General features: G+C 65.4%; 18 protein-coding genes. 2 read left to right on the top strand and 16 right to left on the bottom strand.

What is annotated here, in order from left to right:
• Positions 1-388 precede the first annotated feature (388 nt).
• A complete protein-coding gene (ppdK, locus tag VIN30_RS09650) occupies positions 389-3,106 on the bottom strand; it encodes a pyruvate, phosphate dikinase (protein ID WP_338211175.1) in 2,718 nt (905 codons plus the stop codon).
• A 2,031-nt stretch (positions 3,107-5,137) separates the two neighbouring features.
• On the opposite strand from ppdK, the gene VIN30_RS09645 reads away from it, so the two are divergent.
• Positions 5,138-5,578, top strand: coding sequence for a hypothetical protein (locus VIN30_RS09645; RefSeq protein WP_338211173.1), 441 nt, complete (start codon positions 5,138-5,140; stop codon positions 5,576-5,578).
• A gap of 946 nt (positions 5,579-6,524) precedes the next feature.
• Here the strand turns inward: VIN30_RS09645 and VIN30_RS09640 are convergent.
• The 15 genes from VIN30_RS09640 to ftsY form a co-directional block, all read right to left on the bottom strand.
• Positions 6,525-7,436 carry a pyruvate, water dikinase regulatory protein gene (locus tag VIN30_RS09640; RefSeq protein ID WP_338211170.1) on the bottom strand — a complete coding sequence of 304 codons (912 nt, stop codon included), beginning with the start codon at positions 7,434-7,436 and terminating at the stop codon, positions 6,525-6,527.
• A 139-nt stretch (positions 7,437-7,575) separates the two neighbouring features.
• Positions 7,576-9,663: a glycine--tRNA ligase subunit beta gene (gene glyS / locus VIN30_RS09635; protein WP_338211168.1), complete on the bottom strand. Its 2,088-nt coding sequence runs from the start codon at positions 9,661-9,663 to the stop codon at positions 7,576-7,578.
• Position 9,664: 1 nt separating this feature from the next.
• Positions 9,665-10,654 carry a glycine--tRNA ligase subunit alpha gene (locus VIN30_RS09630; RefSeq protein WP_326424176.1) on the bottom strand — a complete coding sequence of 330 codons (990 nt, stop codon included), beginning with the start codon at positions 10,652-10,654 and terminating at the stop codon, positions 9,665-9,667.
• A 42-nt stretch (positions 10,655-10,696) separates the two neighbouring features.
• Positions 10,697-11,269, bottom strand: a complete 573-nt coding sequence (gene lepB / locus VIN30_RS09625; protein ID WP_326424175.1) for a signal peptidase I — start codon at positions 11,267-11,269, stop codon at positions 10,697-10,699.
• 45 nt (positions 11,270-11,314) lie between these two features.
• Positions 11,315-12,250, bottom strand: coding sequence for a tRNA (guanosine(37)-N1)-methyltransferase TrmD (gene trmD, locus VIN30_RS09620; protein WP_338211166.1), 936 nt, complete (start codon positions 12,248-12,250; stop codon positions 11,315-11,317).
• A gap of 44 nt (positions 12,251-12,294) precedes the next feature.
• Positions 12,295-12,807 (bottom strand): ribosome maturation factor RimM, encoded by a 513-nt coding sequence (locus VIN30_RS09615; RefSeq protein ID WP_338211163.1) that lies wholly within the window; start codon positions 12,805-12,807, stop codon positions 12,295-12,297.
• A gap of 12 nt (positions 12,808-12,819) precedes the next feature.
• Positions 12,820-13,074, bottom strand: coding sequence for a KH domain-containing protein (locus tag VIN30_RS09610; RefSeq protein WP_338211161.1), 255 nt, complete (start codon positions 13,072-13,074; stop codon positions 12,820-12,822).
• A 3-nt stretch (positions 13,075-13,077) separates the two neighbouring features.
• Positions 13,078-13,323: a 30S ribosomal protein S16 gene (gene rpsP, locus VIN30_RS09605; protein ID WP_326424171.1), complete on the bottom strand. Its 246-nt coding sequence runs from the start codon at positions 13,321-13,323 to the stop codon at positions 13,078-13,080.
• A gap of 405 nt (positions 13,324-13,728) precedes the next feature.
• Positions 13,729-14,334 (bottom strand): ABC transporter ATP-binding protein, encoded by a 606-nt coding sequence (locus tag VIN30_RS09600; RefSeq protein WP_326424170.1) that lies wholly within the window; start codon positions 14,332-14,334, stop codon positions 13,729-13,731.
• Positions 14,328-15,551 carry an ATP-binding cassette domain-containing protein gene (locus tag VIN30_RS09595; protein WP_338211158.1) on the bottom strand — a complete coding sequence of 408 codons (1,224 nt, stop codon included), beginning with the start codon at positions 15,549-15,551 and terminating at the stop codon, positions 14,328-14,330. Before VIN30_RS09595 ends, VIN30_RS09600 begins: the two co-directional genes overlap by 7 nt.
• A 9-nt stretch (positions 15,552-15,560) precedes the next feature.
• The gene (locus VIN30_RS09590) at positions 15,561-16,451 is read right to left on the bottom strand and encodes an ABC transporter permease (RefSeq protein WP_338211156.1); all 891 of its coding nucleotides are present in this window, start codon (positions 16,449-16,451) and stop codon (positions 15,561-15,563) included.
• Positions 16,448-17,575, bottom strand: a complete 1,128-nt coding sequence (locus VIN30_RS09585; protein ID WP_338211154.1) for an ABC transporter permease — start codon at positions 17,573-17,575, stop codon at positions 16,448-16,450. Before VIN30_RS09585 ends, VIN30_RS09590 begins: the two co-directional genes overlap by 4 nt.
• Positions 17,576-17,786: 211 nt before the next feature.
• Complete coding sequence (locus VIN30_RS09580) at positions 17,787-19,448, bottom strand: ABC transporter substrate-binding protein (RefSeq protein WP_338211152.1); 1,662 nt, start codon at positions 19,446-19,448, stop codon at positions 17,787-17,789.
• Between the two features lie 128 nt (positions 19,449-19,576).
• Entirely contained in the window at positions 19,577-20,995 is a 1,419-nt protein-coding gene (ffh, locus tag VIN30_RS09575; protein WP_326424166.1) for a signal recognition particle protein, read from the bottom strand.
• A 13-nt stretch (positions 20,996-21,008) separates the two neighbouring features.
• On the bottom strand, positions 21,009-22,331 hold the full coding sequence (gene ftsY, locus VIN30_RS09570) for a signal recognition particle-docking protein FtsY (protein ID WP_338211150.1): 1,323 nt from the start codon (positions 22,329-22,331) through the stop codon (positions 21,009-21,011).
• 292 nt (positions 22,332-22,623) lie between these two features.
• On the opposite strand from ftsY, the gene VIN30_RS09565 reads away from it, so the two are divergent.
• Positions 22,624-22,935 carry a hypothetical protein gene (locus VIN30_RS09565; RefSeq protein WP_326424164.1) on the top strand — a complete coding sequence of 104 codons (312 nt, stop codon included), beginning with the start codon at positions 22,624-22,626 and terminating at the stop codon, positions 22,933-22,935.
• Positions 22,936-23,004: the final 69 nt, after the last annotated feature.

The raw sequence follows: 23,004 nt of genomic DNA, 5'->3' as shown, positions 1-23,004 counted from the left end.
GTTGGCGACCGCGGTGGTGAAACTCTGTACCCAGAGCACCGAGCAGAAACGCACGCTTGCTCGTAAAGAAGGCTCGGATGTAGCAGCATCCGAGCCTCAGAGCAAAAACGGCACTGCCCGCTAACGAACCGGGCTTCCGTTGGCGCTCATTTTAGCATACGAGACGCCACCCCTCAAGCTATTCCAACAATCTTCGGGTTAACGTAAAGAAGGCTCGGATGTAGCAGCATCCGAGCCTCAGAGCAAAAACGGCACTGCCCGATAACCACACCGGGCTTCCGTTGGCGCTATTCTACCAACCTCGCGCCGCGTCCGCAACATCCCTTACGCAAAAGGCGCGGAAAGCCGAAGCCTCCCGCGCCCGTGAAGTGCGAATGCGCGCGATTGCCTAGCGCTGGCTGAGAGCAGCCTGGGCGGCGGCCAGACGGGCCACCGGCACGCGGTAGGGAGAGCAGCTCACGTAGTTCAGACCGATGCGGTTGAACGTGTGGATGGACTCCGGATCGCCGCCGTGCTCGCCGCACACGCCGCAGACGATATCGGGATTGCCCTCGTGACCCAGCTCGACGCCCATCTGCACCAGCTTCGCCACACCCGGATCGATGGTGGCAAAGGGGTTGTAGGGCAGCAGGCGCTCCTCCAGGTACTGCGGCACGAACTCGCCCTCCACGTCGTCGCGGCTGAAGCCGAAGGTGGTCTGGGTGAGATCGTTGGTGCCGAAGGAGAAGAAGTCAGCCTCGGTGGCGATCTCGTTGGCGGTCACGGCCGCGCGCGGCAGCTCGATCATGGTGCCCACGGGGATAGACAGCTCCACGCCCTCGGCGGCGGCCACCTCGGCGATAACGCCCTCGGCCACGCCGCGCAGCTTCGCCAGCTCGGGCAGCACCGACACCAGCGGGATCATGATCTCGGGCTTCGGGTCCAGGCCCTCCTTCTTCAGACGGGCCGCCGCGGTGGCGATGGCGCGCACCTGCATCTCGGGCAGGATGGGATACACGATGCCCAGACGGCAGCCGCGCATGCCCAGCATCGGGTTCTGCTCGGCGAAGCCGTCGATCTTCTCCAGCAGCGCGCGCTTCTCGGCGATGACGTCGACCGAAGCACCGGTGGCCTCCAACTTCGCGATCTCCACGTCCAGCTCGCGCGGGCTCTCCAGGAACTCGTGCAGCGGCGGGTCCAGCAGGCGCACGATCACCGGCAGGCCGTCCATGGCCTTGAACATGCCGTAGAAGTCGCCCACCTGGGCCTCGTACAAGTCGGCCACGGCCTTCTCGCGGATCAGCTCATCGTCGTTTAAGATGAAGGTCTGGATGATCTGCTTGCGATCGCCCAGGAACATGTGCTCGGTACGGCAGAGCCCGATGCCCTCGGCGCCGAAGTCGCGGGACAGCTCGGCGTCCTCGGGGTTGTCGGCGTTAGCGCGCACGCCCAGGGTGCGGAACTCGTCGGCCCACTCCAGGATGGTGTCCAGGTCACCAGTCAGCTCGGGCATCACCAGGTCCACCGCGCCCAGCACCACGATGCCGGTGGTGCCGTCGATGGAGATCATGTCGCCCTCGCGGATGACGATGTCGGTTCCGGCGATGGCGGCCTCCTTCTTGGCGGCGTCGATCTTCAGCGCCTCCACACCGCACACGCACGGCGCGCCCATGCCGCGGGCGATAACGGCCGCGTGGCTGGTCTTGCCACCGTGCGAGGTGAGGATGCCCTCGGCGGCGATCATACCGGCCAGGTCATCGGGGTTGGTCTCCCAGCGCACCAGCACGCACTTGCGGCCGGCCTCGGCGGCGGCCACGGCGTCGGCAGCGGAGAACACGGCCTCGCCCACCGCGGCACCCGGGCTGGCGTTCAGGCCGCGGGCCACCACGTCGTAGGTAGCGTCCTTGTCGAACTGCGGGTGCAGCAGCTGGTCCAGCTGCTCGGGGGCCACGCGGCGCACGGCCTCCTCCTTGGTGATGAGACCCTCCTTCTCCATGGCGATGGCGATGCCCAGCGCGGCGGCGGCAGTGCGCTTGCCGGCGCGGGTCTGCAGCATCCACAGTTTGCCCTGCTCGATGGTGAACTCGATGTCGCACATGTCGCGGAAGTGGTTCTCCAGCACGCCGAAGATCTCCTCCAGCTGGGCGCCGGCCTCTTCCAGGCCCTCCACTTCCTTCAGCTCGGCGATGGGGCTCGTGTTGCGGATACCGGCCACCACGTCCTCGCCCTGGGCGTTCACCAGGTAGTCGCCGTAGAACTCCTTGGCGCCGTTGGCGGGGTTGCGCGTGAAGGCCACGCCGGTGGCGCTCGTGTTGCCCTTGTTGCCGAACACCATGGACTGCACGTTCACCGCGGTGCCCAGGTCGTCGGCGATCTTCTCCTTCTGGCGGTAGAGAACCGCGCGCGGGTTGTTCCAGGAACCGAACACGGCCTCGATGGCCAGCTGCAGCTGCACCATGGGGTCCTGCGGGAAGGCCACCGTGCCGTCCACCACGAGGGAGGGGTAGGCCTCGCCGTCGACGTTATCAGTGAAGATGGCCTTGAACTCGGCGACGAGCTCCTGCAGGTCCTCGGCGGTCAGGTCGGTGTCGGAAGCCACGCCGCGGTCGTTCTTCATGGCCACGATGGCGTTCTCGAACAGGTCGCCGTCAAGCCCCATGACCACGTTGGAGAACATCTGGATGAAGCGGCGGTAGGAGTCCCAGGCGAAGCGCGGGTTCTCGGTCTGCTTGATGAGGCCGTTGATGGACTCGTCGTTCAGACCCAGGTTCAGCACGGTGTCCATCATGCCCGGCATGGAGAAGGGGGCACCGGAGCGAACGGACACGAGCAGCGGATCCTCCGCGTCGCCGAGGCGCTTGCCCATGCGCGCTTCCAGGTCGGCGCGGTACTCGGCGATGGTGTCGAGCGCGCCCTCGGGCCAGGTGTTGTCGGCGTTGGCGTACTCCATGCAGGTCTGGCAGGTGATGGTGAATCCCGGAGGCACCGGCAGGCCGATGTTGGCCATCTCGGCGAGGTTGGCGCCCTTGCCGCCGAGCACCCACTTCATATCGGTGTTGCCCTCGGTCACGTTGTTCCCGTTGGCGTCCTTGCCGAAGGCGTAGACGCGCTTCACTGCTTCTGTCACCTTACTTCTCCTTAAGCTATGCACTGCATTCAGTGCGGTTGCCTTTTCCACCCTGCCAGCCAAGAGCCAGACCAGGCGCGCGCTGCCGGCCACGAAGAGACGGCCGCGCGAATGTCTCTTAGTATAAGGGATTGAGCGAACAATATCAGCGTTCCTTCCACGCCGTCGCCCGCAGTAACGCAAAATCTCTTGAGCGGTGCCTGATGCCCGCTTGCTCCCGGCCGAAAACGGCATCCCGGCGCCGCCCAGGCGCCCGCCTGCCCCGTCCCCAGGCGACGCCGCGACCCCGATCGGCACGGTGGCCCCGCAAGCCCAACCGCCCCATCCCCAGGCGACGCCGCGACCCCGATCGGCACGGTGGTCCCGCGGCCCAACCGCCCCTGGTCGCAAACGGCACCGCGGCCCCGCGGCCCAACCGCCCCTGGTCGCAAACACCAAGATGTATATGCGCACGTCAGCCTTATCGCCGTTTTATGGCCACAAATGCAACGATTTATAAGCGATTCACCGCCTATTCCGCGGTCCCAGCGCATCAATGATGGCTCGATGAACCCCTTCACCAGGCATTTCTCAATTTCACTCACATTCTCATTTTTCCATCGCAGCGCACCCGCTTGAAATCCCATATACATCCTCGTTTTTTAGGCCAACAAGTTCGCTTGGAAGCGCCAGGTGCGTATACATCCTCCGCTTTCCGTCCACCCGACCATCAGGCCACCAGGTCACCCGTCCACCAGGCCTCCCGGCCACCAGGCTTCCCAGCCATCAGGCCTCCCGGCCTCCCGGCCACCAGGTCGCCCGTCCATCAGGCCACCAGGCTTCCCAGCCACCAGGTCGCCCGTCCATGAGGCCACCAGGCCTCTCAGCCTCCCGGCCTCCCGGCCTCCCGGCCTCCCGGCCACCCGTCCCCTGCGCTCCTCGCTGCAGCCTCGGCCTCTTGCGCATTCTTCCGCTTAGCCGCTTTTATCCCGCATTCTGCCCGAAGCGCGTACGCGCTCCCACATGCCCCACAGCAGGCTCTATTCATGAGCAGTTTCCTCAATATTAGTACACCACTTCTCCACAAGAGGGCTGCACATGCGACCTCCTCCCCTGTCAGAGGCCTGCCAATCTGTCCTCGGGGCACCCTAGTTCACCTCCCTCTCACCAGGCCTTTGTGGCAAAAAGACGGTTCGTGCGCGGTTCCCTTACGGCCATCGCACGACTCCCAGACGACACCCCGTGGGTTGAAAATGCGACGCCCTTTCGCCTAGGGTTTCGCCCACCTTTCCGAAACGATAATCGTCGCCACCCAAGACGATGTCCCAACAGGGCTCCCGGAAAGGTGCACTCCGCCGACCGGCGGGCGCGAACCCCGCTTGTGGAAAGGAATTGCCCGTGAGACTGATCTTACAAGGCCCCTCGGCCCTCGCCTGGTGGCTCACTGCTGCAGTACGGCCCTCAGCGCGCGGAGTCACCGATGATCACGTACTTCAGAACGGGGGCATCAACGCCGCCGCTCTCTCCTATCTGCGCGAACGGGCGCCATTTGTTCCCGCTCCGGTCCATCTGCTCACACGCACTTGGAATCGTCCGCAACTTCCCGGCTGCCGCATTCATTCCTCACGCCATAAGTACCCTCGGGGATCATTCATCCGCGTCGATCACGGTATTGTGGTTTCCTCGCCGGAACTGTGCTTGGCGCAACTCGCCTGTCGGCTTTCCACGCCTCAACTCGTACAAGCCGCAAGCGCTCTGTGCGCCGCGTTCGCCCTCGATCCTCACTCCCCCGGCGGCCTTGCTCGGCGAGAGCCCCTGACCGATACTGCGCGCCTGGCAAGTTACCTCGGCCGATGTGCTCCTATCGACGGCAGCCGAATCCTGCGAGGCATATTGCCCCTTGTAGCGCAATGCGCCTATTCGCCTCCAGAGATATTTATGCACATGGCGTTAAATATGCCCAATCGTCTGGGAGGATTCGGTTTAAGAGGCCTATCGGCAAACGACCCCATCGCTCCATCTCGACGAGCGCAGCGCATCTCGGAGCGCCGCATGCTCATTCCCGACCTATGCTGGGCCGAGGCGAAGCTTGCGGTGGAATTCGATTCGAACGCCGAGCACCTCACGCCTCAGCAGGCCGCCCAAGACGCGAAAAAGCGCCTGGCACTTGAGGCTGACGGCTACAGGGTGATCACCGTGACCACCAGTCAGCTCGCGTCGTCGCGGTCAATGGAGGAGATCGCGCGAGAGATAAGCCGCCACCTGCACCGACGATTGCGTATTCGATCCACGAAATTCCGCGCGTGTCATGCAGCGCTGTACCGCATGGGGTGGTCACTCGACCATTATCTTGACCAGCGATGGCTAGCCCAGCAACGGAGCGCAGGGCAAACGGCGCCGCTCGAATGCAGCAACGGGACAAAACCCGAGCGAAACGACGGCATGGCGGATTGCTGGCAAAACGACATCGAAATCCCGCGCCCGAGATTTTGAGCACCCGCGAAGCCGCAACATCCCGCGAGACCACGGGCCAAGCAAGCAACCCGCGACGCTTGCGCAACCTGTGACGCCTTGCGGGACCTGTGACGCCTTGCGCAACCTGCTCCGCTTTCACAGACTGAAGCCACCGCCGGCATCCGTGGCACCATCGCAAGGTGCGGCCCCTCTCGCGCCCACAGTCCCGGCGATGCTGCAGCACTTGCCCCCGTCGATGCGCTCCTGGATGTCGCCCTCGCGCCCGCAGTCCCGGCGATGTTGCAACACCCTAGCAGTGCGCGGCCAACTCGAGCCTGAAGCGCCATCATCAAGCGCGGACTCAGCCATTGCCCTTGCAGCCTGCAACGCCTCCACGCCCTCGGCATCGAACCATCACCTCGACTTCCACGAAAGAAAATTTGCCCACAGAATTTATCGGGCATTGCGAAACGCTGTAGTGGCCAGAAACGACAAGATGTCTAGGAAGTTTTCGCACCATGGGACCATTCTTGTCCAAAAATGACATGATGTATAAGAAAGGCGCAGGAAACACCCTGAGACTAGCCGCCGTACATGTAAGCAGGAGCGGGTTTTTCCAAGTTCTACACCAACAGTAACGGGGTCTTTCGCCGAAGTTGCCTGAAAAAACTTATAAATCATACCTTTATTGACCATTTTGAAGCATTCTGGCCCAAAGACGCATATATATCTTAGTTTTTATGGCCACATTTCTTTGCCAGGCGACAAAACAAGCCTCGGACGGCAAGCCAGAGCCGCTCATAGCGGGGCGGAGCTGGAATTACGCGACGGCACGCAGCCCGACCGAACCGCGAGGCGGGCGCCGCAGCGGCCCGAGTTGCGGCACGCAGCCCGACCGAACCGTGAGGCGGGCGGCGTGGCGGCCCGAGTTGCGGCACGCGGGTAGCAGCCCGAACCGAGTACGGCCGCTAAAGCGCGAAGGCGGCTAGTCAATGATGTCAGCGGCGGTGGGGTGGCTGCGCTCGTAGTAGCGCAAAATCTCCTGGGCGGTCTCCTCCACGGCACGGCCCTCGGTGTGGACGACGATGCATCCGAGCCGGCGCATGAGCGCGCGGGACGCCTCCAGGTCGCGATAGATGTACTCCGGGTCGGCGTAGTTCTTCGACAGCATGGCGAACTGGCCGCCGCCGGTCTTGCCCGCTGCCTTCTTAATGCGCTTCTGGCGGATGCTGATGAGCACCTCCGGGCTGATCATCAGGCCGAACAGGCGCGTGCGATCCACCTCGAACAGCTGCGCGGGCGGCTCGGTGGATGGGTCCAGCGGCACGTTGGCTACCTTGTAGCCCTGCTGGGCAAGGTAAATGGACAGCGGTGTCTTCGACGAGCGCGACACGCCCAGAAGCACAATATCGGCCCGGGTGAGGTCCTCGGGAGCGCGCCCGTCGTCGTGGGCGATGGTGAACTCGATGGCGCCGATGCGGCGGAAGTAGTTGCTGTCCACCACGCGCAGGGCCCCCGGCTCGTTCACCGGCTCCATGCCGCTCATCTCGGCGATGGCGTCCACCGCACTGGTCATGACGTCCACGGCCAAGATGTTGGGGTGCCGCTCGGTGAAAGCGGCCAGCTCGTGACGGATGCCCGCGTCCACGATGGTGTAGAACACGAGGATGCGGTCGTCGCCGAAGGTGCGCTGGTGGTAGGCCACGTGATCGACCAGGTAGTCGTGCACCTCCTGGTAACTCTTGATCTTCGAGAACACCTCGAGGCGCGGATTAGTGACCCCGAACTGGGCCGCAGCGGCCCGGGCCACCACCTGGGCGGTCTCGCCGATAGAATCGGACACAACGTGGATGGTGGGCACGCGAGCCGCGCGCTCGTCAGGCGTGTGGTTGTGCATTCGGCACCCCTTCCACCGGAAAGCCCGGAAAACCAGCGAGGTTCCGGCCGACAGGAAATATCGGGCGGAACCTCGGCATTGACAGATCAGCCCGCTCGACGGCCGGCAAAGATGCGGACGCCGCGCAAGCGGAACAACATTACTTCTTGGCCATCTGGCCGAAGTCGGCCACGTGGGCGAACACGTTGGCGAAGCGGTTCAGCAGCTTCAGACGATTCGCGCGCACCTCGGGGTCGTCGTCCATGACCATGGTGGTCTCGAAGAAGGTGTCCACCGGGGCGCGCAGAGCAGCCAGAGCCACCAGCGCATCGGCGAAGCGGTCCTCGCGCAGGGCGGCCGCCACAGCCTCCTCGGCGCCTTCCACGGCGTCGGACAGCGCGCGCTCCACGTCGCTGAGCTCGGCGGTCTTATAGCCGGTGCCCAGCCCGATCTCGCGCAGGTTGTTGGCGCGGGCGAAGGCGGTGGCCAAGTCGGCGAACACCTCCGGGTCATGCGTGCGAGCGGCCTCCAGCGCGCGGGCGCGCACGGCCAGCACCATGGGCTCCTCGATACCGCAAGCCAGCACCGCATCGATGGTGTCGGCCTTCACACCGGCGTCGCGCAGGGCCACTTTCTCGCGGGTGATGAAGAAGTCGATGATCTCGCGGCGTACGGCGGCGTTATCGAACTCAAGCCCGGCCTCGCGGTAGATGATGAGCGACGCGTCGATGGTCTCCACCAGGCTAATGGGCAGCCCCGTCTCCTCCAGGATGGCCAGCACACCCAACGCGGCGCGGCGCAGGGCGAACGGGTCGGAGGAGCCGGTGGGAGCCTGGCCCACGGCGAACAGGCCGCAGATGGTGTCGATCTTGTCGGACAGCGCCACCACCTGACCGATCACATCCGTGGGGATGGCGTCGCCGGAGAAACGCGGGCGGTAGTGCTCGGCAATGGCACGGGCCACGCGCTCGGGCTCGCCGGCGGCAGTGGCGTAGTAGCTGCCCATGATGCCCTGAACGCTCGTGAACTCCACCACCGCGCCCGTGACCAGGTCGGCCTTGGCCAGGTAGGCAGCACGCGCGATGTCGCGCATCTCGGCGGCCTCAATGCCGGCGGCCGACGTGATGCGGGCCGACAGCTTCACCACGCGGGCGGTCTTGTCGCGCATGGTGCCGAGCGCCTCCTGGAACACCACCTCGTCCAGACGGTCGACGAAGTCGGCCAGGGGAATCTTCAAATCCTCATCGTAGAAGAACTTCGCGTCGTAGAGGCGGGCGGCCACCACGCGCTCGTTGCCGTCGACAATGGTGGCCGTATGTGCCGGGTCGCCGTTGGACACGATGATGAACTGGTTCGTCAGCTTGCCGTCCGCATCGTAGAGCGGGAAGTAGCGCTGGTGCATGAGCATGGCATCGACGATGATCTCCTCAGGAACCTTGAGGAATTCGGCGTCGAAGGTGCCCATCATGGGCGTGGGGTACTCGGAAAGATTGATGACCTCGGTAAGGGTCTTGGCCGGCAGGTCGGCAGTGCAACCCGTGGCGACCTCGATGGCGGCCACGCCCTCGCGGATGACCTGCTCGCGCGCTTTCTGGGTGGGCACCACGTAGGCGCCGCAGATCACGGGCAGAAGCTCGTCAGCCGAGGCAACCTTGTGCGGGCCCGGGGCCAGGAAGCGGTGACCGCGAGTCTCGTTGCCGGCAACCAGCCCCGCGTACTCCACAGGGATCACCGTGTCGCCCAAAAGCGCCACCATCCAGCGCACCGGACGCGAGAACATCTCGCTCGTAGTACCCCAGCGGCAGCTCTTCGGCCAGCTGATGCCGTCGATCACGCCGGCGAGCACCTCCGGCAGCAGCGCCGCCACCGCCTGGGCCGGCACATTGCGCACGGCGTAGACGTACTCGGTGCCGTTCTCGTCGCGGCGCTCGAGCGCGTCCACATCGAGCCCCTTGCCACGGGCAAAGCCGATGGCGGCCTTGGTGGGGTTGCCCTCCTCGTCGAAGGCGATGGAAGCCGCCGGACCGCGGAAAACCTCTTCCAGGGCCTCGGTCTGCGCGCACACATCGGCCACCACGGCCACCAAACGCCGCGGCGTAGTGTAGATGGACACCTCGCCATGGGGAATGCGCACGGCATCCAGGGCCGCAGGCACCAATTCGGCCAGCTGCTCGGTGGCGCGCTTCAGATCGAAGGCGGGAATCTCCTCGGTGCCGATTTCGAAGGCGAGCGTTGCGGTGTTCGTCATATTAGGCCTCCTTCTCGGCTGCAGGCTTCGCGAGCGGGTCGGGCACGTCGGCAAGCAGGGCATCCAGATCGGCCGTGTCCACGTCCATTCCCACGACGTTTTTCATGTACGAGGCGCAACATGCCTTGGCCAGCGTGCGCACGCGCAGGATGTAGGCCATGCGCTCGGTGGCCGAGATGACGCCGCGGGCGTCCAGCAAGTTGAAGGCATGACAGCACTTCAGCACCGAGTCGTAGGCCGGCAGCGGCAGGTTCGCCTTCAGAGTGCGCAGGCACTCCACCTCGCGGTCGGCGAACTCCTGGAACAAAAAGTCGGTGTCGGCCACCTCGAAGTTGAACTTGGAGTACTCGCGCTCGTTTTCCAGATACACGTCGCCGTAGGTGAACGTCACGCCGTCGTCGCCGCGGGCCCACACGATGTCGTACATGTTGTCCACGCCCTGAACGAACATGGTCAAGCGCTCCAAGCCGTAGGCGATCTCCACGGGCACGGGGTTACACTCGAAGCCGCCCACCTGCTGGAAGTAAGTGAACTGGGTCACCTCCATGCCGTCGATCCAGATCTCCCAACCCAGGCCCCAGGCGCCGAGCGTGGGGCTCTCCCAGTCGTCTTCCACAAAGCGCACGTCGTGAGCCGCCACATCGATGCCGATGGCCTCAAGGCTGCCCAGGTACAGGTCCTGGATGTTGTCGGGCGAGGGCTTGATGAGCACCTGGAACTGGTAGTAGAACTGCCCGCGGTTGGGGTTCTCGCCGTAGCGGCCGTCGGTGGGACGGCGGCAGCCCTGCACATAGCAGGTGCGCCACGTGTCGGGACCCAGCGAGCGCAGCGTGGTGGCCGGAGCGTTGGTGCCGGCGCCCACCTCGTTGTCGTAGGGCTGCAGCACCACGCAGCCCACGCTTGCCCAGTAGCGCTGCAGATTCATGATGACGTCTTGGAAGGTGGGGGGCAGCTTCTCCCCCGCCGCCGGGGACGCGTTTTCCAGGGTCATGGCTCTCCTTCGGTGATCGAACTCGTTCAGACGGGCCGGCCCTTACAGGGGCCCGAGATTATTCAGCGGCCAGTAGATGAAGATCGCCCTTCCGGTGACGGACGAGGCGCGCACCGCCCCGAAAAAGCGCGAATCCTGCGAGTTGGTGCGGTTGTCGCCCATCACCCACAGGCGCCCCTCGGGCACCGTGTAGGGGTAGCTGATGTCGATGCCGGCCATGGGCGTGAGCGCGTAGGACGGCTCGCCGCGCGTGTAGGGCTCGTCCTGCAGCACGTCGTCCACGTACACGCGGCCGTCGCGCAAATCGACGGTCTGGCCGCCCACGGCGATAACGCGCTTGATGAGGATGCGCCCGGCCGACAGCGGGTCGGGGTCTTCGAACGTGACGATGTCGCCTGGCTGGGGAGTACCCCCGTAATAGGTGATCTTCTCGGAAAACACCATGTCACCGGGCATGATAGTCTCTTCCATAGAGCCCGAGGGAATCTCATAGGCCTGGAACACGAAAGTGCGCAGGCCCCACGACAGCGCCACCACTACGAAGACAAGGCCGAGAACGCTGAGCAGCGTGCGCAAGAAACCCGTGGAGTGAGAAGCGTAGTCACGCTCGTGCATGAATGGACCGAACCCTTTCCCGCCTGCGAAAATTACTGTGAAAAGCTATGATACCCCTTCGCCTGCGCTTCGCTCAGCAGGTTCGCAAGACAACAGAAATTTCTGGTCAGCGGCCGTCAGACAGCCCGCGGCGCGGAAGGCATCCAGCAGGTCGGGGCGCCATGCAGCGGTGCGCGCCAGGCTCTGCTCGCGCCGCCATCGGTCCACGGCAGCGTGATTGCCCGACAGCAGCACCGGCGGCACCTCCATCCCCCGGAACTGCGCAGGCCGCGTGTACTGGGGATACTCTAGAAGCCCGCTGGTGAACGACTCGTCGATGGGACCATCGGCCGCACCCAGCACCCCGGGCAGCTTGCGCACCACGGCATCGATGATCACCATGCTGGCCAGCTCGCCGGAGGTGAGCACGTAGTCGCCGAGCGAGATAACATGGTCGGCCAGGGCGTACACACGCTCGTCGATGCCCTCGTAGTGGCCGCAGATGAACAGCAGGTGGTCCTCGGCGGCCAGCTCGCTGGCGTAGGCGTCGTCGAAGGTGCGGCCCTGAGGGGCGAGAAAGACGATTTGGGGGCGGTGTTGTTGCCCCTCCCGGGGCGAAGCCGCCGGACATCCTGATTCGCTCAGACAGTCCTCGCTTTGCGGAACAGCCCACTGGGCTGTTCCAGTCGCTGCGGAAATCGCTCGGTCAGGGCGCCCGACGTCTTCGCCACGCTCTTCTGCGACCGAGGCAAGTTTCGCTTCCACAACATCGGGTCCCAGAATGTCCTCCACGGCCTCGAAGATGGGCTCGCACTTCATGACCAGACCAGCGCCCCCGCCGTAGGGATCGTCGTCGGTGGTGCGATGGCGGTCATGGGTCCAATCGCGCAGATCATGAGCGCGAAATTCCAGAATGCCCTTCTGTTGGGCGCGCTTCATCATCGACTCGCCCATAACCGAGTCATACATATGGGGAAACGTCGAAAGGGTTTCGATGAGCATGGGTTCTCCTCGGTGCGGGAATGCGGAACGGGCAGGCCGCACCGCTACAAGTCCAGCAGCCCATCAGGGCACGTGAGCCGGATGAGGCGCGCGTCCTCGTCCACTGCCTCCACGAACTCGTCCACGAGCGGCACCAAGGCCTCGCTGCCGTCGGGACGGCGCACCACCAACAGGGGCTGCATGGCGCGATCGTCCACCGCGGCCACATCTCCCACCAAGCCGGCGCGCGCGTCTTCCACACGCCAGCCCTCCCAGTCGGGCAGACCCTCGGCCTCCTCCAGCGCTGTCAGGTCAACATCGGCCGCGCGCACCAGGCAGCGACAGCCGGCCAGCACCTCGGCCGTGGACAAGTCGGCCACCTCATCGAACAGCACCAGGGCCTCGTTGTCGGCAACTTCCTGCACCTCGGCCACGGTCACGCGGCGCGGAGCATCCAGCTGCGGGGGCACCAGGGCCACTTCCAAACCCGAATACAGCACAAAGGGAAGGCCCGACGCACCTCGTGCGACGAGCCTTCCGTTCAAATTCTTCGGTTTCGCCAGATAGGCGATATCCACCCAGCCGCGCATTTAATCGATGAGCTCCACATCGACCAGCTTGCCCGAGCGGGAAGCCGCAGCGCGGGCGAGAGTGCGGATGGCCTTGATGACTCGGCCCTGACGACCGATCACCTTGCCGGCGTCGTCGGCGGCCACGCGGATTTCCACCACGACAGCGCCGTCCTCGGCCTCGACGGCCGTCACCTCCAGCGCATCGGGCTCATCCACCAAAGGGCGGACGATGGAATCAACCAGGCCGGCCAGATCCTCCGTCAGATCGGCCATGGCTTAGGCGTTCTCGCGAGCCGTCTTGTACAGACGCTCCACCGTCTCGGTGGGCTCGGCGCCGTCGGCCAGCCACTTGTCCATCTTCTCCATGTCGAACTGGATGAGGTGCGGATGGCAGCAGGGGTTGTAGCGGCCCACTTCCTCAATGAAACGACCGTCGCGCGGAGCGCGAGAGTCGGCAACGACGATACGGTAGTACGGGCGCTTCTTGGCGCCGTGGCGGGCGAGGCGAATCTTGACTGCCATGAAATGGAACTCCTTCTAAACTGATACTTCTCTATACGCAAGCACTGCTCGCACAGTGCGGCGAAAACAGCAGTTGCTTATATTACGGCTTCACGGCGCGTTTGACAAGCATGCGTCCACGAACTATCCACGGACGGCTCCTCGCGTTGCGGGGGATGACGGCGTCGACGGTCCGGCAACGTAAGCGGCAATGCGCAGAAAGCCACCGCGATTCTGGTCACAAATTCGAGTTTTGTGCAGATTTCTCTTCGACCAGCCAGAGAAGATGTTCGAGTCATCATCAACACCTACAAGATATAGTGTTTATCCTCTTCACGAGGCGCTATCGCATATCGTTTTCCGCGCTTCAGACAACCGAGGATGCACAAAAGTCGAATTTGTGACCAAAAATTCGAGAAGTTCGTGTCATTGAGGGCGCAACTCCACAATACGGGTGGCAATGCGCTCGGCCAGAGCGGCGGAATGAGTGGTGAAGACGAGGCCCAGGTCACGGGTCTCGGCTTCGACGAGGAGAGCCTGCCAGATCTGGGCCTGGGTGAGGGCATCGAGCATGGTGGAGATCTCGTCGGCGATGAGGTAGCGGGGGTTCGCGGCCAGGGCGCGCACGATGCAGAAGCGCTGGAGCTCGCCGCCGGAAAGCTCGTGGGGAAAGCGGGAAAGCCAGCGGTCCTGGATGCCGAAGGCCGCGCCTAGACGGGCGAGCTCCTCTTCGTCGGCCGACGCCTCGGCAAGCATGGCGCTCATGCGCTGACGCGGGTCGGTGGCGCGCTCGGGGTGCTGGCCGATGAGCTGCACGGGACACGCGCCGCGCCTGGGAAGCGGCGCGCCGTCGATGCGCACCTCGCCCGCCCGGGGCCGCGCGTAACCGGCGAGGATGCGGGCCAGCGTGGTCTTGCCGGCACCCGAGGGGGCCGCCACTTGCACGCGCTCGCCGGGCTCCACGGCAAGGCTCAGATTCTGGAAAATGATGCGGCCGTCGAAGGCGGCCGTGAGGTTGTGGGCCTCTAGCATAACGACCCCCCTTCCACACACAGGCCGGCGGCGCCTTCCGCTGACCGCTCGGACGCGTTGCCCGCTTCCGCAGGCAGGCCGGCCGCCCCCTCCCCTTCCGTCACCGCGAAACCGTGCTCGGGCAGCGCATGCCACAGCTGATGGCTGAAGGGGTGCGCGAGGGTGTCCGGAGAGGCGAAAGAAGCCACGGCGGTCTCCTCCACCACGGTGCCGTCGCGGAACACCGCCACGCGATCGGCCACAGTGAGGGCCAGCTCAATGTCGTGGGTGATGAGCAGCACACCGCCCCCTGTATTGGCAAAGGCGCGGAAATCGGCCATCGCCGCCCGGGCCAGCGGGAGGTCGAGCCCTGGCGTGGGCTCGTCGGCCACGATGAGCCTCGGGCTTTCCATGAGCGCACAGCACAAGAGCACACGGCGCGCCATGCCGCCGGAGAGCTCGTGGGGATACAGCCGGGCGACATCTTCGGAAAGGCCGTAACGGGCGAACAACTCCCGGCGCCGGGCGCGCCGCCGGGCGGCGTCGGCACGCCGCACGGCCCCACGGCCCCGGGGTGCGCCCTCCACCTGGCGACCCACCCGCATAAGCGGGTCCAGGCTCGCCACCGACTGGGGCACCAGCGCAATGCCGCTCCCCCGCTCGGCCGCCAGCGAGGCGGCGTCCATGGGCGCACCGTCGAACCAGATGCGACCGCGCACGAGGGCGTTGGGCTCGAACAGGCCCAGCACCGCATCGGCCAGCAGCGTCTTGCCCGAGCCCGACGCGCCCACCACGGCCACGATCTCACCCTCGTGCACGGAAAGGCTCAAGCCGTGAATGACCTCCACCTCGCGTTGGGGGGCGCCCACGTAGCGCCGCAGACGACCATACGGACGCGGATGCGGACGCAGACGGGCGCCGTGCCCCGAGCGCACGCCAGACAAGCCCGGCACACCTCCCTCGCCTTCCGCAGACACCGCCTCCGCCTCTTCCGCGTACTCGTTGTACATGCGAAACGACACCGACAGGTCCTCCACCGTCAGCAGATGGTGGCCGTGGGCATGGCGCGAGTCGGCGGCATGGGAGTGATGGTGATGCACCGGCGATGCGCCGTGGTCAAGCGATTCGTGGGCACCGGCCGCCCTTGCCGCCGGAACAGCTGCGGCAACTTGGGCTGCGGCGGCCGGCGGCGCGGAAATCTCGCACGTCTCGGCAGCTTTGCGACGATTCTCCTCCACGACTCCCTCCTATTCCTGGGCACGAGCAGGGTCCACCAGCTTGCGCAGGCTCTCCCCCACCACATCGAACAACATGACGCAGGCCACCAGCGCCACCCCCGGAAACACCGCAAGCCACCACAGGCCCGCCGAGAGATACCCCATGGACTCCGACAAGATGACGCCAACAGCGGGCATCTCGGGCGGCAAGCCGAAGCCGAGAAAGGTGATAGCAGCCTCATGAAGAATCGCATGGGGGAACAGCAGCACGAGCCCTACCACAAACTGGGGCAGCACGTAGGGAAGCATGTGCCGCACGGCAATGGACGCGCGGCTTTGGCCCAAGCGCGCGGCCGCGGTCACGTAGTCGGCGCTCTTGCACTGCAAAATTTCCGCGCGCAGCACGCGGGCAAGACTCGGCCAGTGCGTGAGAGCCACGCCGATGGTCACGCCCCAGAACCCCTTTCCCAAAGCGTAAGAGATAAGGATGAGCAGCACGATGTGGGGAATGCCCATCATAAGGTCGGTAAGCCAGCTAACGGCGTGATCGGCCCAACGCGGACCTAGCGCGGCCGCAGCAGCAAGGCCCAGCGCGATGAGCGCCGAAGCGACCGCGGCGCCCAGACCTACCAGCACACTGGTGGAAAGACCGGCCAGCGTGCGGCAGAACATGTCGCGACCCATCCAGTCGGTGCCGAAGGGATGGGCCAGCGAGGGCGCGAGGTTCTTGGCCGCGAAGTCAACGGTCTGAGCGGCGGGCTGCAGTAGAAGCCCCGCGGCAACCGCGACGGCCAGCAACAGCACAGCGACCGTAGCCAGGGCAGCCGAACGCTTGCGGTTGGGAAGCCGCCTGATGCGCGGCGCGGAGATCACCGGCGCCTCGGAAGTGTCGATGACGGCGTTCGGGACAATCTGCGTCATAGCCGCCTCCCCTCGTCGTCGGGGGCGGGCGGGCTGAAGCCCGCCCCTCCGGTGGAAGCGGGTTGGCCGGAGGGCGTCCCTCCGGTGGGGGCGGAGGGTGTCGCCGCATCGGGGGCGGGCGGGCTGAAGCCCGACCCTCCGGCATGACCGGATTGGGTGGGGCGCATGCGCGGGTCCACCAGGCCGTAGATGAGATTCGCGGCCAAGTTCCCCGCAAACACGAACGCCGCCGACACGAGCGCGATGCCGGCGAGCAGCGCTACATCGCCGCCGAGGCCGGCCGTGACGGCCGCCTGGCCCAGGCCGGGATAGCTGAATACCTCTTCCACGAGCACCGAACCGCCGAAGATCTCTGCTATTTGGGCGAACTGCAGGGTAATGGCCGGCAGCGCCAGATTGCGCAGGCCGTGGCGCAGCATGGCGCCCGTGCGACTGGCACCCCGCGCCCGCGCAAAGCGCACGTAGTCGCTGGCCAGCACGTCGGCGGCCTTGGCACGGGTGTGCAGGGCCACGTTGGCCACGCCCACCACCGACAGCGTGATGGCCGGCAGCGCCATATGGTGCAGCGCGTCGGCGAAGGTCACATCGGCGGCGGCCACGCCCACCGGCACCGAGAAGCCCATGGGAAACCATCCGAGCCCCACCGAGAACACCATGAGCAGCAGCAGGCCCACCCAGAAGGTGGGCGAGGCCGCCAGCACGAAGCAGTAGCCGCGCACGACACGGTCGAGCAGGCGCCCCTCGGCCAAAGCCGCGGCCACCCCCAAGCCGAAACCGAGCACGCCCGAGACCACCCAAGCCACCCCCATAAGAGCAAGCGAGTTGCCCGCGCGGGCCGCGATGACGTCGGTCACGGGCGCGTTATAGCGCAGCGAGGTGCCCATATCGCCCTGGATAAGACCGGCAAGCCACGCGAGGAAGCGCTCGTGCATCGGCGTGTCCGCTCCCCAGTAGGCAGCCAGCGCCGCCCGCTTCTCCTCGCTCATGGAAAGCAGTGCCGCCTGACCAACATTAGCCTGAAGCGGATCCACCGGCGACAGGCTCACCAGCGCGAACGTCACCACCGCCACCGCCACCATAAGCAGCACGAACCGCCCGAATTGTGATGCAACATATTTAATCATTATATATTCCAGAACTTACCTGTTCGCCCAAGGAAGTCAGCGAGGTTCCGACAGGCGCCTGGAATTGTCCCATTGAGGCGAGCTTCGGGTGGTGCTCACCAAGCGAGTTCCGCGGCAAACGGAAATGCCCCGTGGGCATTTCCGCCGAGCGAGGACTGTCTGAGCGACTGAGCATTACCCGAAGCTCGCGGTCGGTGCGCGCCGTCATTCCCTAGCTCCACGACCAGCGATCGATATTATTCACAAGCGACCACCCATGCCCGTGCGGATGCGGCTTCTGCTCAGCCACGGCAAGCCCCTCGCGCTGAAAGTACAGGTGATCCACGTTGGCGAGCCACACCCACGTGGCCGCGCCCTCGGGCGCCACGCCCGTGCCCGTGGCCGCGTCCCACTGGGCCGCCTGGTAGAAGGGATAGGACTCCTCCACCGTGCGGGTCGCCTGGGCCGCCTCTAGATTAGCGTCCACCTCGGCATTCATGTACTGGGCATAGTTGCCCCAGCCTTCGGAGTAGGTGAGCTCGAACAATTCCACCGGCGAGTTGGAGCCCCAGCCCCACAGCACCGGATCGGCATACTGGCGCGTATAGATGTCATCCCAGCTGGCCCCCTTGGGCGTGACGGCAATGCCCAGCGCGGCACACTGGTCGGCGAAGTCGTAGGCCAAGGCCTGACGGGTGGAATCGCCCGCAGCGTAATACAGGTCGAAGGCACAGGACACGCCGGCACGGGAGCGCATGCCGTCGCCGCCACGGGCCCAGCCGGCCTCATCCAGCAGGCGCTCGGCAGCTGCGACGTCGGTTTCCACGCGCATGGCCTCGCTCGACCAGGGCATCCCGTCACCCACCGAATAGGCTGCATGCCCGAAACCGGCCAGCACGCGCTCGATCATGGCCTCGCGGTCAACACCGCAGTTCAGCGCCTGGCGCACGGCTATGTCGCAGGTCACGTCGTTACCGCCGACGTACACCATATCGCCATCCACCACCACATCGGTACCGGCGGGGTTGCACGGCAGCGAGATGCCGCGGGAATCCACCGAGGCGCAGTTCAGCAGGGTGTATCCCGCCGGCACCGCGCCGGCCAGGGACGCCGAGGTGTAGGCCACGTCGGCCACCCCCGAGCTCGCCGCGGCCAGCGACGCGTCTTCCTCCATAAACAGGACCACCACGCGGTCCATGAGCGGCTTCTCGCCGTAGTAGTCGGGATTGGCGCGCAAAATAACCTGCTGGCCGCGATCCCACTGCTCCAGCATATAGCGCCCGCTGCCGATGGGGTGCTCGCCATAGTCGGCCCCGTAGGCATGGGCCGGCACGATGCCCACCACAGCCAGCGTGTACAGAAGCGCGTTGTTGGGGCGTTTCATGGCAATCTCGCAGGTGACGGCATCAAGGGCGCGGGCTTCCTGCACCATGGACAGGTCGGCCTCGGCGCCCTCGCCGTTGGCGATGCCGTTGATGGTGAAGGCCACGTCCTCGGCCGTCAGCGCCACGCCGTCGGTGAACCTCGCATCGTCGCGGATGGAAAACGTCCAGGTAAGACCATCCTCGGAGCAGGAATAGTCGGTGGCCAAATCGTTCACGAAGGCCAGGTTGTTATCGGTAGCGATGAGAGTGGACTGGATGAGCGGCTCGTGCACGTGCTCGCCGGCACCCCAGCCCACCAGCGGGTTGAAGCCGGCCGCCGGCTCGGAGGAGGGCGTCATGGTGATGACCACCTGGCTTACGCCGTCGGGTCCCGCGCCCGCCGCGGCACCTGCGGCAGCGCCTGACGCGTTCGCTCCCCCAGTGCCTCCGCACCCTGCTAGGGCACCGGCGCCCATGACGCCCGCGGCACACCCGCACGCTTTCAAAAACGACCTTCTCGACAACGCCATAGCGAACTCCTCATGGTGTTACATCTCTTCAAGACGTAACAATACCACAGGAAGCCGCCTGGTGTTACGAAATTCAGTTTCGTAATCCCGAATGGACTCTTGCGAAAAATGAAAGGAAGCGAAGCGGCCTACTGGCCCATCATGTCCTGAATTTTCTTCAGGTCTTTCATGGACATGCCGCCCATACCGGGCAGTCCCAACCCGCGACGGCGCTTGCCCTTCCCCTTCTTCCCCTTCTTGCCGCGACCGGATGCCATGTCCATGCCGGCCGTAGCCTGCTTGAACATCTTCTTGGTCTCGTTGAACTTCTTCATCATCTGATTCACTTCGGTTACCGTAACGCCGGCGCCCTTGGCGATGCGCGCGCGACGGCTGCCGTTCAGAAGCTCCGGCTTGGCGCGCTCGGCCTTGGTCATGGAGTTGATGATCACCTCCATGGCATCGAGCGCCCCCTCGTCCACCTGGCCCGATCCCAACGCCTTGTCGCCGCCGGGCAGGGCGCTCACGAGCTTGCTCACGCCGCCCATTTTGCGCACCTGGCGGTTCATGGTCACGAAGTCGTCCAGCGTCAGGGTGCCGCGCATCAGGCGCTCGGCCTCCATCTCCTCTTCCTCGGCCTCGTGCATGGCCACGGCCTGCTCGATGAACGACACCATGTCCCCCATGCCCAAGATGCGCTTGGCCATGCGATCGGGATGGAACTGCTCCAGGGAATCGGGCTTCTCGCCCGAGGAGATGAACTTGATGGGCTTGCCGGTGACCTCGCGGATGGAAAGCGCGCCGCCACCGCGGGCGTCGCCGTCCATCTTCGACATGATCACACCGTCGAAGTCCACAGCAGCGGAGAAAGCCTCCACCACGTTCACCACGTCCTGGCCGGTCATGGCGTCCACCACCATCAGGATCTGGTCGGGCTTCACGGCCTGTTTGATGGCCTGGGCCTCGGCCATCATGTCCTCGTCCACGTGCAAACGTCCGGCGGTGTCGATGATGACCACGTCGCGCAGGTTGTCGATGGCGTCCTGGATGCCCTCGCGCGCGATGGCCACCGGGTCGCGCCCGTCGCCGCGATACACGCGCACACCGATCTCGTCGCCCAGCGTCTGCAGCTGGTCGGCGGCGGCGGGACGGTACACGTCGCCGGCGATGAGCAGCGGCGAATGGTTTTCCTGCTTCAGGCGGTAGGCGAGCTTCGCCGCGGCCGTGGTCTTGCCGGAGCCCTGCAGGCCCACGAGCATGATGACGTTGGGGATGCGGCTGCCCAGCACGAGCCGCGAGTCGGTGCGGCCCAGAAGCTCGGTGAGCTCGTCCAGCACGATCTTCACCACGTTCTGGGCCGGAGTGAGCGAGTCGAGCACCTCGGCGGTCAGACAGCGCTCCTTGGTGCGGGCGACGAAGTTCTTCACCACTTTGAAGTTGACGTCGGCCTCCAGAAGCGCCAGGCGAATCTCGCGCATGGCGGCATTGATGTCGTCCTCGGTCAGGCGGCCCTTGCTGCGCAGGCCGGAGAAGATGCCCTGAAGGCGTTCGGAGAGATTCTCGAGCATGGGGGTTCCTTATCTAGTCAAACAGGCGCTTCCAGAAGCTTTTCTTTTCGGGCTCGCCGGCCGGCTCGGGCTCTGCGGCCTCGAGACCGGCGGGCGTGTCCTCCTCGGTCTCAACCACGATGGTATCGTGGGTGCGATGACCCAGCGCCGCGTCCAGCAGATCGGCATCGGCGGGCTCCGCGGCAACCTCGCGAGCCGCATCGGCAAAGGCCTCCTCCACGTCGCCCTGCGCATCCAGCACGGGCTCGCCCGCAGCCGGAACGACGGCTTCCGCGAGCTCGGGCTCGGCTCCAGCCTCTTCCGCAACCTCGGCCTCGACCGCCGCCGGCGCGCCCTCCAGCACATCGCGGCGACGCTCGCCGGCGGTCACGGCGGCCTCCTTGGCGTTCTCGCCGCGCAAGCCGTCCTCGTCGGCGTCGAAACGCTCGTCGAAGGCGCCCACCAGGGCGGCGGCGAACTCATGGGCGTTAAAGTCACGCAGATCGTCGATACCCTCGCCCACCCCGATCTTCACGATGGGCAGCTGAAGCTCGTGGCTCACGGCCGCGGCGATGCCGCCCTTGGCCGTGCCGTCGAGCTTCGTCACGATGAGCGCGTCCAGATCGAGCGCGCGGTTGAACTCGCGGGCCTGCTGCAGGCCGTTCTGGCCCGTGGTGGCGTCGATGACGAGCACCGTGTGCACCGGCAGCTTCGAGCGCTTGCGCACCACGTTCACCACCTTCTGAAGCTCGCGCATGAGGTCGGCAGAGGTGTGCAGGCGCCCGGCCGTGTCGATGAGCACCAGATCGGCGCCCTCAGCCTCGGCCCGCTCCAGGGTGTCGTAGCACACGCTCGCCGGATCGGCGCCGCGCTCGCGAGTGACCATCTCCACGCCCGAGCGGCGCGCCCACACCTCCAACTGTTCGATGGCAGCAGCGCGGAAGGTATCGGCCGAGCCCAAAATGACGTTGCGACCCGCGTCGGTGGCGGCCTTGGCGAGCTTGCCCACGGTGGTGGTCTTGCCCGTGCCGTTGATGCCCACGAACAGCACCACCGCCGGCTGGCCGCCCAAGATGTCCTCGCCGCCCGCGGTGAAGGTGGCGGCAATCTCGTCGTTCAGCAAGTCGAGCACCGCATAGGCGTCGGGCAGCGCGCGGCGCGTAGCCTGATCGCGCAGCCGCTCCACGATATCGGCCGCGGCGGCACCGCCCACGTCCGACAAGATGAGCGTCTCCTCCAGGCCCTCCCAGAATTCCTCGTCCAAATCGGGCCCGCGGTCCAACAGGACGTTCATCGACTCCTTGAATTTGTCGCGCGACCGGGACAACCCGTCGCTGATGCGATCGAACAAGCCCATGGGGCCTCCTTCGTACGTTCTCGTGCGCCTCGCGCCTCGCGCCTCTGACCACCGCGCAAGCCCGCCAGAGCGGTCGCGCGCAATCGTGTTCACTTGGTTTCCCATAGTGTACGCCATTCGCGGGCCTCAACGGCCCGACAGCCCGAATCTGGCAACTTTTCCGCGATTTCCAACATGCACGCAACAGGTCATCAATGGCGCGGCATCAACGACGCAGCGCCGCCGTGGACGCCCGCGGCCCTTCCCTAAGATGGCCTCAGGTTAGTTCACTACCCCCGAAGGGAGATACACCATGAGTTTCATCGACAAAATGAAGGACGCCGGCGAGGACATCAAGGACGCGTTCGCCGAGGGCGCCCACGATCTGGCCGAGAAGGCCGACGATTTGAAGGATGCGGCCGCCGAGAAGGCCGGCGACATCAAGGATGCCGTCGTCGACAAGGCGGGCGACATCAAGGACGCCGTGGCCGACAAGGCGGGCGACCTGAAAGACGCGGCCGCCGAGAAGGCCGAAGAGGCCAAGAAGGCCGCCGGCGATGCTGCCGAGAAGGCCAAGGATGCCGCCGCCGACGCCGCTGACAAGGCGAAGGAAGCCACGAAGTAAGACCCACGCGCCCGCATGACGGGTCCAACCCACGAGCAAGGCCTCGGAGCTTGGCGATTGTCAGGCTCC

Origin of the sequence: Adlercreutzia wanghongyangiae, assembly GCF_035989245.1 — a bacterium.
Taxonomy (GTDB): Bacteria; Actinomycetota; Coriobacteriia; order Coriobacteriales; family Eggerthellaceae; genus Adlercreutzia; species Adlercreutzia wanghongyangiae.
The sequence above is the reverse complement of the archived record's forward strand: the minus strand, read 5'-3'. Positions and strand labels throughout refer to the sequence as shown.